Below are 16301 nucleotides of genomic sequence, written 5' to 3'. Positions count from 1 at the left end.
CGTAACCGGGCGCCCGGCCTTATGGTGCGCTGGATCGCCGTGCGACGGGGCCGTGCGCCGGGGTCGCCGCCGGGTAGCGGCGCGCCCGCGGGGGGATGCTGGACGGCGATCGGCCGGGCGGTCGCCCGGTGCTTCGCACCGGACCGATCGCGGGCGTCCGGGCGGCGTCACCGGGACGACCGGGCGGCGTCACCGGGACGAGTGGAAACCGGGGCGATCCGGAACACCCGCCCGGACCGGGGCGTCGAAAATGTCAGTAGCGCCACACAGCATGCACTGCCGGGGATCGGACGCCTCCGCTTCCCGGTCGGAACTGATCGTTTCGAGTCGGCTCAGGGCCCGTAGGCGGGCGCCCGAGGGCTCCGAAGGGGGTGCCGCACCGTATGGCCGTCGACACCGCGCGCGCTCACGCCCAAGCGGTCCTGCGGGTCCGGGGCCTCGCCCTGGCCGCCGCCGCGCTGCCCGCCGCCGTCGCGGCGGTCCTGCTCGCCGGCCGGTTCACCGGCCGGATCGGGGCACCCGGCTCCTCCGACACCGCCGGGTGGGACGCCGCCCGCTGGGTGGTCTGCGCGCTCGCCGCGCTCACCCTGCTGGTGGCCGGGCTGACCGCTCGCGCCCTGCGCCGAGCCGTCCCGCCGCAGACCCCCGCCGTACCGGTCGAGCGCGCCGCGGCCCCCGAGCTGTACCGGCTGATCGACGAACTGGCCGACCGGCTGGACGTCCCCGCGCCCTCAGCCGTGGCCCTCACCCCGGACTGCGACAGCTGGCTGGAGGACGTCCCGCCGCCGCTGCGCCCCCGCCCGTCGCGGCCGCACCCCGGGGCGCCCGCGCCGGTGCTGGTGATCGGCTCGCCCTTCCTCTGGTGGATGCGGTCCGGTGAGCTACGCGCCCTGCTCGCCCCCGTGGTGGCCGGCACCGCCGCCTCCGCGGACCCGGAGATCGCCGCCGCCCGCCGCTTCCTGCGCGGCCTGGACGCCTGCCTGGACTCCGGGCCGGGCGCGGCCCCCGGCCTCGGCGGCGGCACCCTGGCCGCCCCGCCCGTCCCGCCCCGCCGCGGTCCGGCCGGGCTCGCCGACCGGATCGCCCGGCGGATCACCCGCCGGCTGCTGGGCGCCTGCCGCGGCCACTCCGCCGAACTGGAGCGGTCGGTCGCGAGCTGGGCCTCCGAGCACGCCCGGACCGTCGACTACGGCCTGCGGATCGCCGCCCAGGAGCAGGTCGGCCTGGCCTACGCCGGCTGGGACCGGCTGCTCACCCGGGTCGCGCTGCCCGCCTGGCGGCTCGGCCGCCACCCCGCGCACCTGAACGCCGGCGTGGTCGCCGCGCTCACCGAGCTGTCCCGCCGCGACCGGCTGGCCGACGGCTACGGCACCCGGCTCGGCGACCGCCCCGCCTGCGACCTGCTGGAGGAGCCCGGCGCGGTCGACCGGGCGGTCTCCCGGCTCGCCGCCGAGCTGTTCTTCGGCCGACCGGCGGCCGGCGCCTGGCACGAGCTGGAGTGGACCGAGTACCCGGCCGAGGTGGTGGACGCCGGCTGGCGGGCCCGGGCCGCCGCCCTGCAGTGCGCCCTGGACCGGCTGGCCCCGCAAGCCCGCCCGGGCGCCCCGACCCTCACCCGGCTGCTGGCCCGGCTCGCCGACGGCGACGGCGAGCAGCTGGCCGCCGCCCTGGCCGCCCAGCTCGCCCGCACCACCACCCCGGCCCCGCTGCTCGAACCCGACCGCACCGGCCGCGACCTGCTGGTCGACCACGTCACCGCGATGGTCTGCTGCGCCGCCGTGGACACCGCCGGCGGCGCCCCAGGCCTGGACTGGCTGGACGGCCCGGTGCTGCTGCTCGGCGGGGTCCGCCGCACCGACCTGGCCGTCCCGGTCGCCCAGGCCGTCGAGCAGGGCCAGGACGGCCCGCTGCGCGCCTGGCTGGACGCCGCCGAGGTCCGGCTGGAGAAACCCGTACGGCTGTAGGGCGTGTCCGACGATTCCCGCCGGCGCGCGAATCGTCCGACACGCCCTGGCGTCGCTGCGGCCCCGGACGGCGCTCGACGCTCCCGCACGCGCCCCCGGGAGCCTCGGCCGCCGGTCGTCTCCGCAGGCCGGAGGCCCTGTCCCGGAGGCCCGCGAGATTCCCGACACCAATTGCTACCGTGGGGTGACGGAGCGCCAGCACTGTGTGGTGTATTAGACCGCACGCACATCCGGGGGGCACGTGCCAGCGAGGGATTCACGGAAGTGCACCTGGGAGGGGCGCGTGGGGACCGAACTCAACCGCCGCTGGGAGTCGGGCACGCACGCCTACAGCGTCTCCGACCCCTTCGGTCAGGGCCCGCTGCCCTGGCTGCGCAGCCCCGACCAGTACCTGGCCGGGGTGGAGGGCGCCGTGCCCTGGTACGTCTCGGTGGACGCGCCCGGCCAGCAGCCGCTGTCGGCGGGCGTGCGCCCCAAGCCGCCGGTCGGCACGCCGCAGAGCTCCAACGACGTGGACCAGCAGATCAAGGGCTTCGCCTCGGCCGGAGTGATCCGCCCCGGCGGCTCGGTGGACTTCCGGGTCACCGTCAACCCGCCCCGCGAGTTCACCGTGGACGTCTACCGGATCGGCCACTACGGCGGCGACGGCGCCCGCCACATGACGTCCAGTCCGCTGATCGCCGGACTGGCCCAGCCCGCCCCGCTGGTGGTGGAGCGGACGGTCTCCTGCCACCACTGGTGGCACTCCTGGCGGCTGCAGGTCCCGGCGCACTGGAAGCCCGGCGCGTACGTCGCCGTGCTGACCACCGCGGACATGCTGCACCGCAGCCACGTCCCCTTCACCGTGCGGGACTTCGCGGACCAGGGGCGCAAGGCCGAACTGCTCCTGGTGCTCCCGGACGTGACCTGGCAGGCGTACAACCTGTTCCCCGAGGACGGCCGCACCGGCGCCAGCCTCTACCACGCCTGGGACGGCCGGGGCGGTCTGGTCGGCGAGCCCGAGGCGGCCGTCACGGTCTCCTTCGACCGCCCGCACGCCACCGCCGGGCTGCCGCTGCACGTCGGCCACGCGTACGACTTCATCCGCTGGGCCGAGCGCTACGGTTACGACCTCTCCTACGCCACCGCCACCGACCTGCACGCCGGCCTGGTGGACCCGTCGGAGCACCGGGCGCTGGTCTTCCCCGGCCACGACGAGTACTGGTCCGAGCCGATGCGCCGGGCCGCCGAGCGGGCCCGGGACGGCGGCACCTCGCTGGTCTTCCTGTCCGCCAACACCATGTACTGGCGGGTCGAGCTGACCGCCGCCGCCTCCGGCGAGCCGAACCGGCTGCTGAACTGCCGCAAGCGGCAGAAGGTCGCGCCGGGCAGTCCGGCCGCCGGGGCGCCCGGCGCGGCCAGCGCGCTGTGGCGGGACGCGGGCGAGCCCGAGCAGCACCTGCTCGGGGTGCAGTACTCGGGCCGGGTCGCCGCGCCCGTCCCGCTGGTCGCCCGGCACACCTCGCACTGGCTCTGGGACGGCACCGGGCTGCAGGAGGGCGACGAGCTGCCCGGCCTGGTCGCGGGGGAGGCCGACCGGTACTACCCCAAGGTCGCGCTGCCCGACCACACCGAGCGGGTGCTGCTGGCCCACTCGCCGTACCGGGACCTGGTCGGTCGCACCCGCTACCAGGAGACCTCGCTGTACCGGGCGCCCAGCGGCGCGTACGTCTTCGCGGCCGGCACCTTCGCCTGGTCGCCCGCCCTCGGCCGCCCCGGACTCACCGACGAACGGGTCCAGCGGGCCACCGCCAACCTGCTGGACCGGCTCTGCAAGAACTGAGACCGGGCGGGCGTGAAAGACTGCAGGGGCAGTGACCTCCCCTTTCGCGGTGCCCCACGCCCGTGAACGACCCCTGAGGACTGAACACCTTGAGCGGATTTGTCACCAAGCCCGAGCCCGTCCAGGTACCCGGCCTGGTCCACCTGCACACCGGCAAGGTGCGCGACCTGTACCGCACTGAGTCGGGCGAGCTGGTGATGGTCGCCAGCGACCGGATGTCCGCCCACGACTGGGTGCTGCCGAACGAGATCCCGGACAAGGGCCGGGTGCTCACCCAGCTCTCGCTGTGGTGGTTCGAGCGGATCGCCGACATCGTCCCCAACCACGTGATCTCCACCGAGGTCCCGGTGGGCGCCCCCGCCGACTGGAAGGGCCGCACGCTGATCTGCAAGAACCTGGACATGATCCCGGTCGAGGCGGTCGCCCGCGGCTACCTGGCCGGCTCCGGCCTGACCGAGTACCAGGAGAGCCGCACGGTCTGCGGCATCGCCCTGCCGGAGGGCCTGGAGAACAGCTCCGAGCTGCCCGCCCCGATCTACACCCCGGCCCTCAAGGCCGAGGTCGGCGAGCACGACGAGAACGTCCCGTACGAGGAGACCGCCCGCCGGATCGGCGCCGAGCTGGCCGCCCAGGTGCGCCGTACCACCCTGGACGTCTACGCCAGGGCCCGGGACATCGCCCGCGACCGCGGCATCATCCTGGCCGACACCAAGTTCGAGTTCGGCCTGCTGGACGGCGAGCTGGTGATCGGCGACGAGGTGCTCACCCCGGACTCCTCCCGCTACTGGCCGGCCGACGAGTACCGGCCGGGCCGCTCGCAGGCGTCCTTCGACAAGCAGCTGATCCGCGACTGGCTGGTCTCCCCGGCCTCCGGCTGGGACCGCTACAGCGAGCAGCCGCCGCCGGAGCTGCCCGCCGAGGTCGTCGAGCAGACCCGGGCCAAGTACATCGAGGTCTACGAGCGGCTGACCGGCACCAGCTGGGTCTGAGTCGCACGAGCGAGGCCCGCGAGCTAGATCCAGCCGTGCTCGCGGGCTATCCGCACCGCCGCGTGCCGGTTCTCCGCGCCCAGCTTGTTGGCCGCGGAGGACAGGTAGTTGCGCACGGTGCCCTGGGATAGCCCGGCCCGCTCGGCGATCTCCGCGATCGGGGTGCCGTCCGCGGCCAGCTCCAGGACGTCCGTCTCGCGCGGGGTCAGCGGGGTCTCCCCGGCGCTGATCGCGTCCGCCGCCAGCTCCGGGTCCACGTACCGGCCGCCGGAGTGCACGGTGCGGATGATGCCGGCCAGGTCGGCCGCCGAGACGGTCTTCGGCAGGAAGCCGCGCACCCCGACCTCCAGCGCCCGCTTGAGGTAGCCGGGGCGGCCGTGACCGGTGACGATCATGCAGCGGCAGTCCGGCAGCAGCCGGCGCAGCTCGGTGGCCACCTCGATGCCGTCCCGGCCGGGCATCTGCAGGTCCAGCACCGCGATGTCCGGCCGGTGCGCCCGGGCCATCGCCAGGGCTTCCGGGCCGGAGCCGGCCTGGGCGACCACCTCGATGTCGTCCTCCAGTGAGAGCAGCGCGGCCAGCGCGCCGCGGATCAGGTGCTCGTCGTCGGCGAGCAGGACGCGGACGGGTGCGGTGTCGGTCATCGGGCGGCCTTCCTCGGCAGCGGGGTTCAGAGCGGTACGGCCGGCAGCGGGGTTCAGAGCGGTACGGCGGCGAGCACCCGGAAGGTGCCCGGCGCTGCCGTCGGGACGGTCAGTTCACCGTCGTGGGCGGCCAGCCGCTCGCGCAGGCCGCGCAGCCCGGTGCCGGCGCCCGGGGAGGGGACCGGGACCTCCGGCACCCCGTCGTTCTCCAGTTCCAGCACCGCCCGGCCGTCCTCCCGCCGCAGCCGGATCAGGCAGTGGGCGGCCTCGCTGTGCCGCAGCACGTTGGTGGTGGCTTCCCGGATGACCCAGCCGAGCACCGACTGCACCGGCAGCGGCAGTCCGTCGGCGTGCTCGCCGAGGTCGATCTCGCAGGCGACGTCGGCGGCGCGCAGTACCGCCCGGGCGCCGATCGCCTCGGCGTGCAGGTCGGCGGTGCGGTAGCCGCGGATGACGTCCCGGACCTCGCGCTGCGACTCCTGGGCGATCCTCTGCACCTCGGCCATCTGTTCGGCGGCCTCCGGGCGCCCGCGCCGGGCGAGCTGGACGGCGAGTTCGCTCTTCAGCGCGATGGTGGTGAGGTTGCGGCCCATCACGTCGTGCAGGTCGCGGGAGAACCGCAGCCGCTCCTCGGCGACGGCCAGCCGGGACTGCGCCTCGCGGGCGGCGTCCAGCTCCCAGACGACGGCGGTCACCCAGGCGAAGCTGCGGCAGCTGCCGATCAGGACGAGCGTGCCGATGACCGCGCCGCACACCCACCCGAAGGTGCTGGCGGGGCTGACGCCGGCCAGCAGCATCGCGGGGGAGACCATGAGCGGCAGACCGGCGGCGGCAAGGAAGGCCCAGCGCAACCGCAGGCTCACCCCCGTGGGGCCTGCGGTTGCTCCCACCAGGGAGGCGGCGATCACCAAGGTGAACGGCGGGCCCGGGTGGAGGGGCAGCCCGTCGGATGACGGGCCGAGCAGGAGGACGGTCCAGGAACCGGCCACGGTCAGGACGGCGTTGACGACCAGCCAGCGCCGGTACGTGCTGGGCCGCCCCAGGTAGTGGTCGAGCGAGGTCCGGTACGCCCGGAGCGTGACCAGGGTGGAGGCGAGCGAGAGCACCAGGGCGACCTGGGCGACGGTGGTCGAGTCCTGGACCCTCGCGGCGGAGGCAGTGGACAGCAGGTTTATCGGCAGCATGATCCACGCCACCAGGTAGAGCGACCAGCGGAAGTACAGCTCGGCGCGTTGCGGCTTGCCGTAGCCCTTCCAGCGGCGGATCGGCCCCCGGACCATCGCAGTGTCCCCCGTCTGATCACGATCGTGTCGCTGCCTTCATATCAGAGGTGGAACGGGGGCAGATCCTGCGGATTCCTGCGTGCCGAGATCAGCGGCGCGGTTCCCAGCGGAAGTACCGCACCGCGCCCCAGACGGCGAGACCGAGCCAGACCGCGCCGGTGACCAGGTGCGGGGCGGCGGCGCCCCAGCTGCCGAGGAAGCCGGTCGCGGCGGCGGAGCCGTCGGTGCCGAACCAGCCGACCCGGATCAGCTGGAAGGCCGGGGTGGTCGGCAGCAGGCGGCAGACGTCGGCCAGCTGCGAGGGCATGACCTCCAGCGGGACGAACAGGCCGGAGCCGAACTGCATGACCAGCATGACCGGCAGGGTGGTGATGCCCGCGCTCTCCACGGTCCTGGTGAAGGCGCTGGACAGCGCGGCCAGGGCGATCATGGTGGCCAGCAGCACCAGCAGACCGACCAGCATCAGCACCGGGTTGACCGGCACGGCCAGGTGCAGGCCGACGCTGCCGCCGATCCCGATCAGGGCGGCCATGAAGAGCCCGAGGGCGAGCGAGGGGACGGCCGTGCCGAGCAGGATCTCCAGATCCTTGGCCTCGCCGGTGCGCAGCCGCTTGAGCACCAGCTCGCCGCGCCGTCCGACGTACGCGACGGTCAGGTTGTAGTACACGACGAAGGCCAGGATCATCCCGACCGAGCCGTAGATCAGCAGCGAGTGGACGTCCAGCCCGGGGTTGTTCTCGGACTGCTTCTTGAGCATCCCCTGCAGGGTGCTGATCAGCACCACCGGCAGCACCACGGCGGTGAACAGCGCGGTGCGGTTGCGCAGCAGCAGGGTGGCCTCGGCCCGGCCGAGGGCGAGCAGTCGGCCGGCCGTGGTGCTCGGCGGACCGCTGACGGTGTCGGGGGCGGTGGCGGCGGTGGTCATCGGGCGGATCCGATCAGGCGGCGGCGGGCGGGACGGGTGGCGGCGGGGGTCTGCGGCGGGGCCTGGTGGGCGGCCTCGGAGGCGATGGCGAGGAAGGCCTCCTCCAGCGAGGCGCTGCGGGCGTCCAGGGCGCCGAGGGCGATCCCGTGGTGCCGGGCCCAGCCGAGCAGGTCGGTGAGGGTGTCCTGGAGGCCGACGCTCTGCACGGTGACCTTGCGGCCGTCGACGGTGACCTCGGCGCCGGGCAGGAGGGGCAGCGCGGCGCCGGTGAACTCCGGGAGCTCGAAGGTGATCCGGGAGGGCCGGCCGGCGATCACCTCGGCGACCGTGCCGGTGGTGACGACCTGGCCGCCGTGCATGATGGCCAGCCGGTCGGCGAGCTCCTCGGCCTCCTCCAGGTAGTGGGTGGTGAGCAGCACCGTGGTGCCCTGGGCGCGCAGCTCGCGGACCAGCCGCCAGACGGCGGCGCGCGCCTCCGGGTCGAGGCCGGTGCTGGGCTCGTCCAGGAACAGCACCTCGGGGCGGCCGAGCAGGGCCATCGCGAGGTCGAGCCGGCGCCGTTCGCCGCCGGACAGCTGCTTGACCCGGACGCCGGCCCGGTGGCCGAGGCCGACCAGCTCCAGTGCCTCCGCGACCGGGCGGGCGCCGCTGGTCATCCCGGCCCAGGTGCGGCCGGTCTCGGCGGCGGTGAGCTCGCCGGGGAAGCCGCCCTCCTGGAGCATGATGCCGATCCGCGGCCGGACGGCGGCGCGGTCCCGGAAGGGGTCGTGGCCGAGCACCCGGACGGTGCCGCGGCCGGGCGCGGCCAGGCCCTCGATGACCTCCATGGTGGAGGTCTTGCCGGCGCCGTTGGTGCCGAGCAGGGCGAACAGCTCGCCGCGGCCGACGGTCAGGTCGACGCCGCGGACGGCGTGGTACTCGGTGGCGCCGGTGCCGTAGTGGCGGTGCAGGTCGGTGACCTCGATCACGCTGTCGCCGGGGCGGGCGGGCTCGCTCGTTTCCATGCCCCAAGCCTTCCGCCGCCCCGGTCGCGCGGGCAGTGCGCGCCGTCATGACTCGGTGGTGCGGATCCACGGGTCGGCGATGACAAATGTCATGGGGAGGAGCAGCACGAATACGCCGAAGGCCCCCTCGATCGAGGGGGCCTTCGTTCTGGAGCGGACGACGAGATTCGAACTCGCGACCCTCACCTTGGCAAGGTGATGCTCTACCAACTGAGCCACGTCCGCATGGTCAAACTATTGAGTTGTGCTGTGCTCGCGCACTGCGAGCGGACGACGAGATTCGAACTCGCGACCCTCACCTTGGCAAGGTGATGCTCTACCAACTGAGCCACGTCCGCGTGGTGCCCGGTGGGGCACCCGCCGCCTCTTCGGATCTCTCCGTTGCGGCGACGAGGAATACTCTACAGCATCGTTCGGGGTGGTCGCCCCACCCTTTCGGTCCGGGCGGGCAGGGCGACCGGGGCGGTGCCCCGACGGGGTCAGTTCGCCTCGGCGAACGCCTCGTACACGTGCTTGGGGATCCGGCCGCGGGCCGGCAGTTCCATCCCGCGCGACAGGGCCCAGGCGCGCACGGCGGCCGGGTCCGGGGTGAGCGCGGTGCGGCGGAAGGACTTTCCGGTGCGGCTCTGGCGCCGGCCGGCCGCGACGAACGGGGCGAGGGCCTCCCGCAGCTTTTCCGCGTTGTCCACGGACAGGTCGATCTCGTACGACTTCCCGTCGACGCCGAAGTGGACGGTTTCCGCGGCGGCGCCGCCGTCCAGGTCGTCGGAGAGCGTGACAACTACACGCTGAGCCATGGGTGTCAATCCTCTCGGGCAATTCGGCCGTCGGTTCACGGAGTGCGCCCCGTGGCCTGATGTGCACCAACTCGCGCAAGCGCACACGGGCAGGCCCGGTGGCCCGCCGGATACGCAGCACTTGCCGCGACAGGTGGCCCTATTCTGCACCCGAAGGGGGTCGAAATCGAAGAGTCCGGCATTCTTTTCCGGATATTCACGAGTCTTCGCGGGGTTGCCGGATACCGATGTGCGGGACGGGCGGTTCTGTCCCCAAGTGCCGTATTCGGGTGTTCTCCGGGGGCTCCCGCGGGCGGCTCCGAATCCCTGGAAACGGGCCGGCCCGGGCGGGGGGCGTCGGCGCCGGATCCCTTGTGGCGTAAGGGTCGTGGGTCTACGCGCGTCACCCTCCCCGGCCAGCATTCCTGCCCCGAACGGCCGGTAGTCTGGAGTTCCCCCGCCTCACCGAAGACACCACCGGGAGTGCCAGTGGCACGCGTCGTAGTCGACGTCATGCTCAAGCCGGAGATCCTCGACCCCCAGGGACAGGCGGTGCAGCGTGCACTGCCCCGTCTCGGATTCACCGGGATCGCCGACGTCCGCCAGGGCAAGCGTTTCGAGCTGGAGCTGGAGGGCCCGGTCGACGACGCCGCGCTCGCCCGTATCCGCGAAGCAGCCGAGACCTTTCTCGCCAACACCGTGATCGAGGACTTCACCGTCCGCGTCGAGGAGGCGGCGAAGTGACCACCCGCATCGGCGTCGTCACTTTCCCCGGCTCGCTCGACGACCGCGACGCCCAGCGCGCGGTCCGCCTGGCCGGCGCTGAGCCGGTCGCCCTCTGGCACCGTGACAAGGATCTCCACCAGGTCGACGCCGTCGTCCTGCCCGGCGGATTCAGTTACGGCGACTATCTGCGCTGCGGCGCGATCTCCCGCTTCTCGCCGGTGATGGAGACCGTCATCGAGCAGGCCAAGCTCGGAATGCCGGTGCTGGGTATCTGCAACGGCTTCCAGGTGCTGTGCGAATCGCACCTGCTGCCCGGCGCGCTCACCCGGAACGACTCGCTGCACTTCGTCTGCCGCGACCAGAAGCTGCGCATCGAGAACGCGGAGACGGCCTGGACCGGGGATTACTCGGCCGGCCAGGAAATCGTCGTCCCGCTGAAGAACGGCGAGGGCCGCTTCGTCGCCGACGCCCACGTCCTGGACGAACTCGAGGCGGAGGGCCGGGTCGTGGCCCGATACCTCGACGTCAACCCGAACGGTTCGTACCGCGACATCGCCGGCATCAGCAACGCCGCCGGCAATGTCGTCGGCCTGATGCCGCACCCGGAGCACGCGGTGGAGCCGCTCACCGGTCCGACCACCGAGGGCCTGGGCTTCTTCACTTCCGTACTGAAGCAGCTGGTGAACGCCTGATGAGCCTCGACACCGTCAAGAACGCCGAGCAGACCCCGGATGCCGCCCAGCCGTGGGCCGAACTCGGCCTCAAGGAGGACGAGTACGCGCGCATCCGGGAGATTCTCGGCCGCCGCCCGACCGGCGCCGAACTCGCGATGTACTCGGTCATGTGGTCCGAGCACTGTTCGTACAAGAGCAGCAAGGTCCACCTGAAGCAGTTCGGCGAGAAGAAGCCCGATTCGGACGCGATGCTCGTCGGCATCGGCGAGAACGCCGGTGTGGTCGACGTGGGCCAGGGCTACGCGGTGACCTTCAAGGTCGAGTCGCACAACCACCCGTCGTACATCGAGCCCTACCAGGGCGCGGCCACCGGCATCGGCGGCATCGTGCGCGACATCCTGGCGATGGGCGCCCGCCCGGTCGCCGTGATGGACCCGCTGCGCTTCGGCGCGGCCGACCACCCGGACACCCGGCGCGTGCTGCCCGGCATCGTCGCGGGCATCGGCGGCTACGGCAACTGCCTGGGCCTGCCGAACATCGGCGGCGAGGTCGTCTTCGACTCCTGCTACCAGGGCAACCCGCTGGTCAACGCGCTGTGCGTGGGCGTCATGAAGCACGAGGACATCCACCTCGCGCAGGCCTCCGGCGCCGGCAACAAGGTCATCCTGTACGGCGCCCGCACCGGTGGCGACGGCATCGGCGGCGTCTCGGTGCTGGCCTCCGAGACCTTCGACGACACGAAGCCGGCCAAGCGCCCGGCCGTCCAGGTCGGCGACCCGTTCCAGGAGAAGCTCCTGATCGAGTGCACCCTGGAGATCTTCCGGGAGAAGCTCGTCAAGGGCATCCAGGACCTCGGCGGCGCCGGCCTGTCCTGCGCCACCAGCGAGCTGGCCTCGGCCGGCTCCGGCGGCATGCGGATCGACCTCGACACGGTGCACCTGCGCGACCACACGCTCTCGCCGGAGGAGATCCTCATGAGCGAGTCGCAGGAGCGCATGTGCGCGATCGTCGAGCCCGACAAGGTCGCCCGCTTCCTGGAGATCTGCGAGAAGTGGGACGTCATCGCCAACGTCATCGGTGAGGTCACCGACGGCGAGCGGCTGGAGATCTTCTGGCACGGCGAGCTCGTGGTGGACGTGCCCCCGCGCACCGTCGCCCACGAGGGCCCGACCTACCAGCGCCCCTACGCCCGCCCGAGCTGGCAGGACGCGCTGCAGGCCGACGCCCCCACCGCCGAGCGGCTGGCCCGCCCGACCACCGGCGAGGGCCTCAAGGCCGACCTGCTGAAGGTCGCGAGCCACCCCAACCAGGCCTCCAAGTCCTGGATCACCGACCAGTACGACCGCTACGTGCTCGGCAACACCGTGCTCTCGCACGGCGAGGACTCGGGCATGATCCGGATCGACGACGAGACCAACCTCGGCGTCTCGGTCGCCACCGACGGCAACGGCCGCTACGCCAAGCTGGACCCGTACGCCGGCGCCCAGCTGGCCCTGGCCGAGGCGTACCGCAACGTCGCGGCCGGCGGTGCCAAGCCGCTCGCCGTCTCCGACTGCCTCAACTTCGGCTCCCCCGAGGACCCGGACGTGATGTGGCAGTTCGCCGAGGCCACCCGCGGTCTGGCCGACGCCTGCCTGACCCTGGGCACCCCGGTCACCGGCGGCAACGTCTCGCTGTACAACCAGACCGGCGAGGTCGCCATCCACCCGACCCCGGTGGTCGCGGTGCTCGGCGTCATCGACGACGTCACCCGGCGCACCCCGGTCGCCTTCGCCGAGGAGGGGCAGCTGCTCTACCTGCTCGGCGACACGGCGGACGAGCTGGGCGGCTCGGCCTGGTCGCAGGTCGTCCACGACCACCTCGGCGGCCTGCCGCCCAAGGTGGACCTGGAGCGCGAGCGGCTGCTCGGCGAGATCCTGATCTCGGCCTCGCGCGACGGCATGATCGACGCCGCGCACGACCTGTCCGACGGCGGCCTCGGCCAGGCGCTCGTGGAGAGCTGCCTCAAGGGCGGCCACGGCGCGCGGATCGTCGTGCCCGAGGGCATGGACCCGTTCGTCCTGCTGTTCTCGGAGTCGGCCGGCCGCGCCGTCGTGGCGGTGCCGCGCAGCGAGGAGCTCCGCTTCAACGACATGTGCACCGCGCGTGGCCTGCCGGCCACCCGGATCGGTGTCGTGGACGGCGACGCCCTGGACGTCCAGGGGCAGTTCACCGTCTCGCTGGCCGAGCTGAAGGACGCCCACACCGGCGTCATCGAGGCCCTGCTGGCCTGACCGGCGCGCCTTCGAGGGGCGGGCGGTTCTCCGGATTCCGGGAACCGTCCGTCCCTCGGCGTATGTTGGGCCCCATGCCTCCCAAGTCCCGTACGTACCAACCGCAGAAGGTCCGCGCCGCGCTGGCCGCCCAGAGCGCGGCGCTTCGGGCCGTCGTCCACGGCCTCACCGCGGACCAGCTGGATCTGCCGACCCGGCTCGGCACCTGGCGGGTGAGGGAGTTGCTGGCGCACCTGAGCCTGGCGCTGGGCCGGCTGCCGGCCGCGCTGGACGCCCCGGCGCCGGCCGGGCCGGTGCTCTCGCTGGCCGGCTACGCGGAGGTGAGCCGGACGATGGCCGAGGCCGTCGACAGCCTGGCGACGGAGCAGGCGGCGACCGGGTTCGCGGGCCCGCCCGCGGCGGTGGTCGCCGCGTTCGACCGGTCGCTCGACGCCGTACCGGCCGCGCTCGACCGGCCCGCCGGGGCGGCCCCGGAGCCGACCGCCGTCGTGGTCGGTCGGCGGATGCCGCTGACCGACTACCTGGTGACCAGGCTGGTCGAGGCCGTGGTGCACGCCGACGACCTGGCCGAGGCGCTCGGCCTGGACGCCTTCCCGCACGACCGCCAGGCCCTCGCCGCCGTCACCCGGATGCTGGCGGACGCCTTCGCCGAGCAGGTGCCCGGCGGCGCGGTCGAGCTGCGGATCCCGCCGTACGCGGTCGTCCAGGCCGTCCCGGGGCCCAAGCACACCCGCGGCACCCCGCCGAACGTGGTCGAGACCGACCCGCTGACCTGGATCCGGCTGGCCACCGGCCGGGTGCCGTGGGCGGCGGCGGTGGCCGACCACCGGGTGGACGCCTCGGGGGAGCGCAGCGACCTGGGGGAGTACCTGCCGATCCTGGGCTGACGCAACCGACCGGCCCTGGTCAGCCCTTGAGCTGGGCGGCCAGGGCCTCGGCGGCCTTGCGCAGCGGCTCGCCGGCCAGGGCCTGGTCCTGGGCCGCCTGGCCGGTGGTGTTCTGGGTCAGCATCAGCACCAGGTCGCCGTCGCCGTGGAGCGCGATCCGGGCGACGGCGGCCGTGCCCCCGCCCGGGGTGAGCCTGGTCTGCCCGACGGCGGGGCGGTCGGTGGAGAACCGGGACAGCTGGTCCACGCTGAGCAGTCCGGCGCGGGCGATCGAGGGGAGCATCATGCTGATGCCGTAGTCGTTCTTCGGCACGGCCAGCAACTCGACGTCGACGGTGGACGGGCCGACCGTGTACGAGCAGGTGATCTGGGCGCTCGGGGGCGTGGCCGGCATCTCTGTCATGGTCGGCGGGTGGGTGGCTCCGGAGGGCCAGGGCTGGGCCGGGACGCCGTCCCCGGCGTTGCCCCGGACGGATCGTCCGTCCGTCACGGCGGGGGCGACGGCGCCGGTGATCCCGGCCCCGGCCGCGGCCTTGGCGAAGTCGAGGCCGAACGGGCAGGTGCTGGACCTGTTCTTGAACAGGTCCAGCGCGGTCGACCGGACGCGGTCGTAGGAGAGCGCTCCACCGCTCGTGGCGGCATCGGTCGAGGACGAGCAGGCCGCGGTGCCGAGCGTGATCCCGGCGATGGTGAACGCGGCGGTGAGCCTCAGGCGTTGGGCAGCGGTCATGCTCGGAGGGTAGGCCACGGTCGTGCCGGCGGCTTGCCGTTCGGGTCTCAACTCCGTTGCACTACGGGACCGCTGGGCCGCTCAGGTAGGTGCCGTCCGCCGAGTACGGCCAGGCGTTGGGGGCGCAGCCCTTGAGCCCGTAGATCTGCTGCATCATCGCGGGCGCGGGCTTGCCCGGGCCGGGGCAGGTCTCGTGTCCGTGGCCGATCCGGTGGCCGACCTCGTGGTTGACGATCAGTGCCCGGTACTCGTCCAGCGGGCCGCCGAACTGCGGTGAACCGGTGTTCCAGCGCTTGGAGTTGACGAGCACCTGGTTGCCGACGTTGCAGTTGACCTCGCCGTGGGTGTCCAGGCCGGAGGCGCCGCAGATCTTGTCCACGGTGGCGGGGGAGGCGATCTTCACGGTGAAGTCGTACGAGCCGCCGGCGACCAGTTGGAAGCCGTTCTTGTGGTCGTTGGTCCAGCCGCGGCGGTCGCCGAGGATGCCGTGGATCTGGGCGGCGGCGGAGGCGGCGTCGATGCCGATGCCGTCCTCGACCTCCACCCGGTAGCGGCGTATGGTGCCGCGGCCGACCGCCTTGGCGCTGGCGGGGGCGATGGTGAAGGTGCCCGAACCCTTGGTGGGGCCGGGGTCGGGCCCGGTGGGCGTCACGGTGGGGGTCGCCGTCGGCGTGGGGGCGCCGGTGGGCGTCGGCGTCGCCGGTGCCGTGCCGGGCGACTGCTCGCCGGGCGGGGCGACCCGGGCCTGGGCGGTCGTGGCGGGGGCCGGGTGTTCCGACGGGCGGTTCAGCGCGAAGCCGGCGACGCCCAGCAGCAGGACGGAGGCGATCAGTGCCGTGAGCATGCCAGGGCCGATCCGGCGGCGCGACCTGCGGCGTCGGCGGGCGCTGCGAGCGTTCCTGGGCGGAGCGGCTCGCCGGCGGGCGGATCTGGCTGCGGGCACGAGCCACACCCTGGCATGCGAACGGGTGAATGTCTACATACCTGGTATGCAGCCAGCGCTCCTCCGCGGCCCGACTCCCCGGCGGCCCGGTTCCCCGGCGGGGCGGTTGACCCCTGGCCCCCGGGTGGCAGACTGCACTGCATGGCGATTCACAAGAATCTTCTCGACGGCCCCGAACCGACCCTCCTGCCGGAGGACGAGCAGCCCTACCGGATGCTGGCGGAGGAGTCGGCCTCACCGACCCAGGTGGCCGCCGACTTCCCGGCCTTCTGCCTCGCCTGGGCCATGCTCGCCGACGACGCCTACGCGGCCGGCCGTTACGTCGAGTCGTACGCCTACGCCCGCACCGGCTACCACCGCGGGTTGGACGCCCTGCGCCGCAGCGGCTGGAAGGGACACGGCCCGGTGCCGTGGGACCACCGCGGCAACCGCGGCTTCCTGCGCTGCCTGGCGGCGCTCGCCCGGGCGGCCGGCGCGATCAAGGAGACCGAGGAGGAGAACCGCTGCTGGCAGTTCCTGAAGGACAGCAGCGCGGAGGCCTACGCGGAGCTCAAGCAGTAGGACCGCAGTCAGGAACCACGGAACCACCCGGACACGACCGTGCCCCCGGCGGGAGACCGCCGGGGGCACGCCCGTTTCAGGCCCGTTTCACGCTCGCTTC

At 73.3% G+C, this 16301-nt stretch carries 15 protein-coding genes and 2 tRNA genes; 8 read left to right on the top strand and 9 right to left on the bottom strand.

Annotated elements, in window-relative coordinates; genetic code table 11:
- The first annotated feature begins 383 nt into the window (after window positions 1-383).
- The 3 genes from ACWCYO_RS00270 to ACWCYO_RS00260 all read left to right on the top strand — a co-directional run bounded on the left by ACWCYO_RS00270 (window position 384) and on the right by ACWCYO_RS00260 (window position 4775).
- Window positions 384-1964, top strand: coding sequence for a hypothetical protein (locus tag ACWCYO_RS00270; RefSeq protein ID WP_449782885.1), 1581 nt, complete (start codon window positions 384-386; stop codon window positions 1962-1964).
- 283 nt (window positions 1965-2247) lie between these two features.
- Window positions 2248-3786, top strand: coding sequence for a N,N-dimethylformamidase beta subunit family domain-containing protein (locus ACWCYO_RS00265; protein ID WP_449782884.1), 1539 nt, complete (start codon window positions 2248-2250; stop codon window positions 3784-3786).
- Between the two features lie 89 nt (window positions 3787-3875).
- Window positions 3876-4775 carry a phosphoribosylaminoimidazolesuccinocarboxamide synthase gene (locus tag ACWCYO_RS00260; RefSeq protein WP_270145758.1) on the top strand — a complete coding sequence of 300 codons (900 nt, stop codon included), beginning with the start codon at window positions 3876-3878 and terminating at the stop codon, window positions 4773-4775.
- Window positions 4776-4798: 23 nt separating this feature from the next.
- Here ACWCYO_RS00260 and ACWCYO_RS00255 read toward each other — a convergent pair whose 3' ends face one another.
- The 7 genes from ACWCYO_RS00255 to ACWCYO_RS00225 form a co-directional block, all read right to left on the bottom strand.
- Window positions 4799-5419 (bottom strand): response regulator transcription factor, encoded by a 621-nt coding sequence (locus ACWCYO_RS00255; protein WP_270145760.1) that lies wholly within the window; start codon window positions 5417-5419, stop codon window positions 4799-4801.
- A 53-nt stretch (window positions 5420-5472) separates the two neighbouring features.
- Window positions 5473-6699 (bottom strand): sensor histidine kinase, encoded by a 1227-nt coding sequence (locus ACWCYO_RS00250; RefSeq protein WP_270145762.1) that lies wholly within the window; start codon window positions 6697-6699, stop codon window positions 5473-5475.
- A gap of 91 nt (window positions 6700-6790) precedes the next feature.
- On the bottom strand, window positions 6791-7627 hold the full coding sequence (locus ACWCYO_RS00245; RefSeq protein WP_449782883.1) for an ABC transporter permease: 837 nt from the start codon (window positions 7625-7627) through the stop codon (window positions 6791-6793).
- Window positions 7624-8631 carry an ABC transporter ATP-binding protein gene (locus ACWCYO_RS00240; RefSeq protein WP_270145766.1) on the bottom strand — a complete coding sequence of 336 codons (1008 nt, stop codon included), beginning with the start codon at window positions 8629-8631 and terminating at the stop codon, window positions 7624-7626. Before ACWCYO_RS00240 ends, ACWCYO_RS00245 begins: the two co-directional genes overlap by 4 nt.
- A 149-nt stretch (window positions 8632-8780) precedes the next feature.
- Window positions 8781-8856 (bottom strand) — tRNA-Gly (locus tag ACWCYO_RS00235).
- A 40-nt stretch (window positions 8857-8896) separates the two neighbouring features.
- Window positions 8897-8969 (bottom strand) — tRNA-Gly (locus tag ACWCYO_RS00230).
- A gap of 141 nt (window positions 8970-9110) precedes the next feature.
- On the bottom strand, window positions 9111-9428 hold the full coding sequence (locus tag ACWCYO_RS00225) for a histone-like nucleoid-structuring protein Lsr2 (RefSeq protein ID WP_030056585.1): 318 nt from the start codon (window positions 9426-9428) through the stop codon (window positions 9111-9113).
- A 468-nt stretch (window positions 9429-9896) separates the two neighbouring features.
- Between ACWCYO_RS00225 and purS the strand changes: the two genes are divergently transcribed.
- The 4 genes from purS (at window position 9897) to ACWCYO_RS00205 (ending at window position 13967) form a co-directional block, all read left to right on the top strand.
- The gene (purS, locus tag ACWCYO_RS00220; RefSeq protein WP_030278336.1) at window positions 9897-10151 is read left to right on the top strand and encodes a phosphoribosylformylglycinamidine synthase subunit PurS; all 255 of its coding nucleotides are present in this window, start codon (window positions 9897-9899) and stop codon (window positions 10149-10151) included.
- Complete coding sequence (gene purQ, locus ACWCYO_RS00215) at window positions 10148-10825, top strand: phosphoribosylformylglycinamidine synthase subunit PurQ (RefSeq protein WP_270145770.1); 678 nt, start codon at window positions 10148-10150, stop codon at window positions 10823-10825. Before purS ends, purQ begins: the two co-directional genes overlap by 4 nt.
- Window positions 10825-13080 (top strand): phosphoribosylformylglycinamidine synthase subunit PurL, encoded by a 2256-nt coding sequence (gene purL / locus ACWCYO_RS00210; RefSeq protein WP_270145772.1) that lies wholly within the window; start codon window positions 10825-10827, stop codon window positions 13078-13080. Before purQ ends, purL begins: the two co-directional genes overlap by 1 nt.
- Before the next feature lie 74 nt (window positions 13081-13154).
- Window positions 13155-13967: a sterol carrier family protein gene (locus ACWCYO_RS00205; RefSeq protein ID WP_270145774.1), complete on the top strand. Its 813-nt coding sequence runs from the start codon at window positions 13155-13157 to the stop codon at window positions 13965-13967.
- Between the two features lie 19 nt (window positions 13968-13986).
- On the opposite strand, the gene ACWCYO_RS00200 is transcribed toward ACWCYO_RS00205, so the two are convergent.
- Window positions 13987-14697, bottom strand: coding sequence for a hypothetical protein (locus tag ACWCYO_RS00200; protein WP_270145775.1), 711 nt, complete (start codon window positions 14695-14697; stop codon window positions 13987-13989).
- Between the two features lie 61 nt (window positions 14698-14758).
- Window positions 14759-15541 carry a DUF3152 domain-containing protein gene (locus ACWCYO_RS00195; RefSeq protein WP_449782882.1) on the bottom strand — a complete coding sequence of 261 codons (783 nt, stop codon included), beginning with the start codon at window positions 15539-15541 and terminating at the stop codon, window positions 14759-14761.
- Window positions 15542-15781: 240 nt separating this feature from the next.
- On the opposite strand from ACWCYO_RS00195, the gene ACWCYO_RS00190 reads away from it, so the two are divergent.
- Window positions 15782-16201 (top strand): DUF3151 domain-containing protein, encoded by a 420-nt coding sequence (locus ACWCYO_RS00190; RefSeq protein ID WP_270145777.1) that lies wholly within the window; start codon window positions 15782-15784, stop codon window positions 16199-16201.
- Window positions 16202-16301 lie beyond the last annotated feature (100 nt).

Source organism: Kitasatospora sp. NPDC001683 (assembly GCF_053596495.1).
Note: the sequence above shows the minus strand (reverse complement) of the source record. Positions and strands in the feature narration are given on the sequence as shown.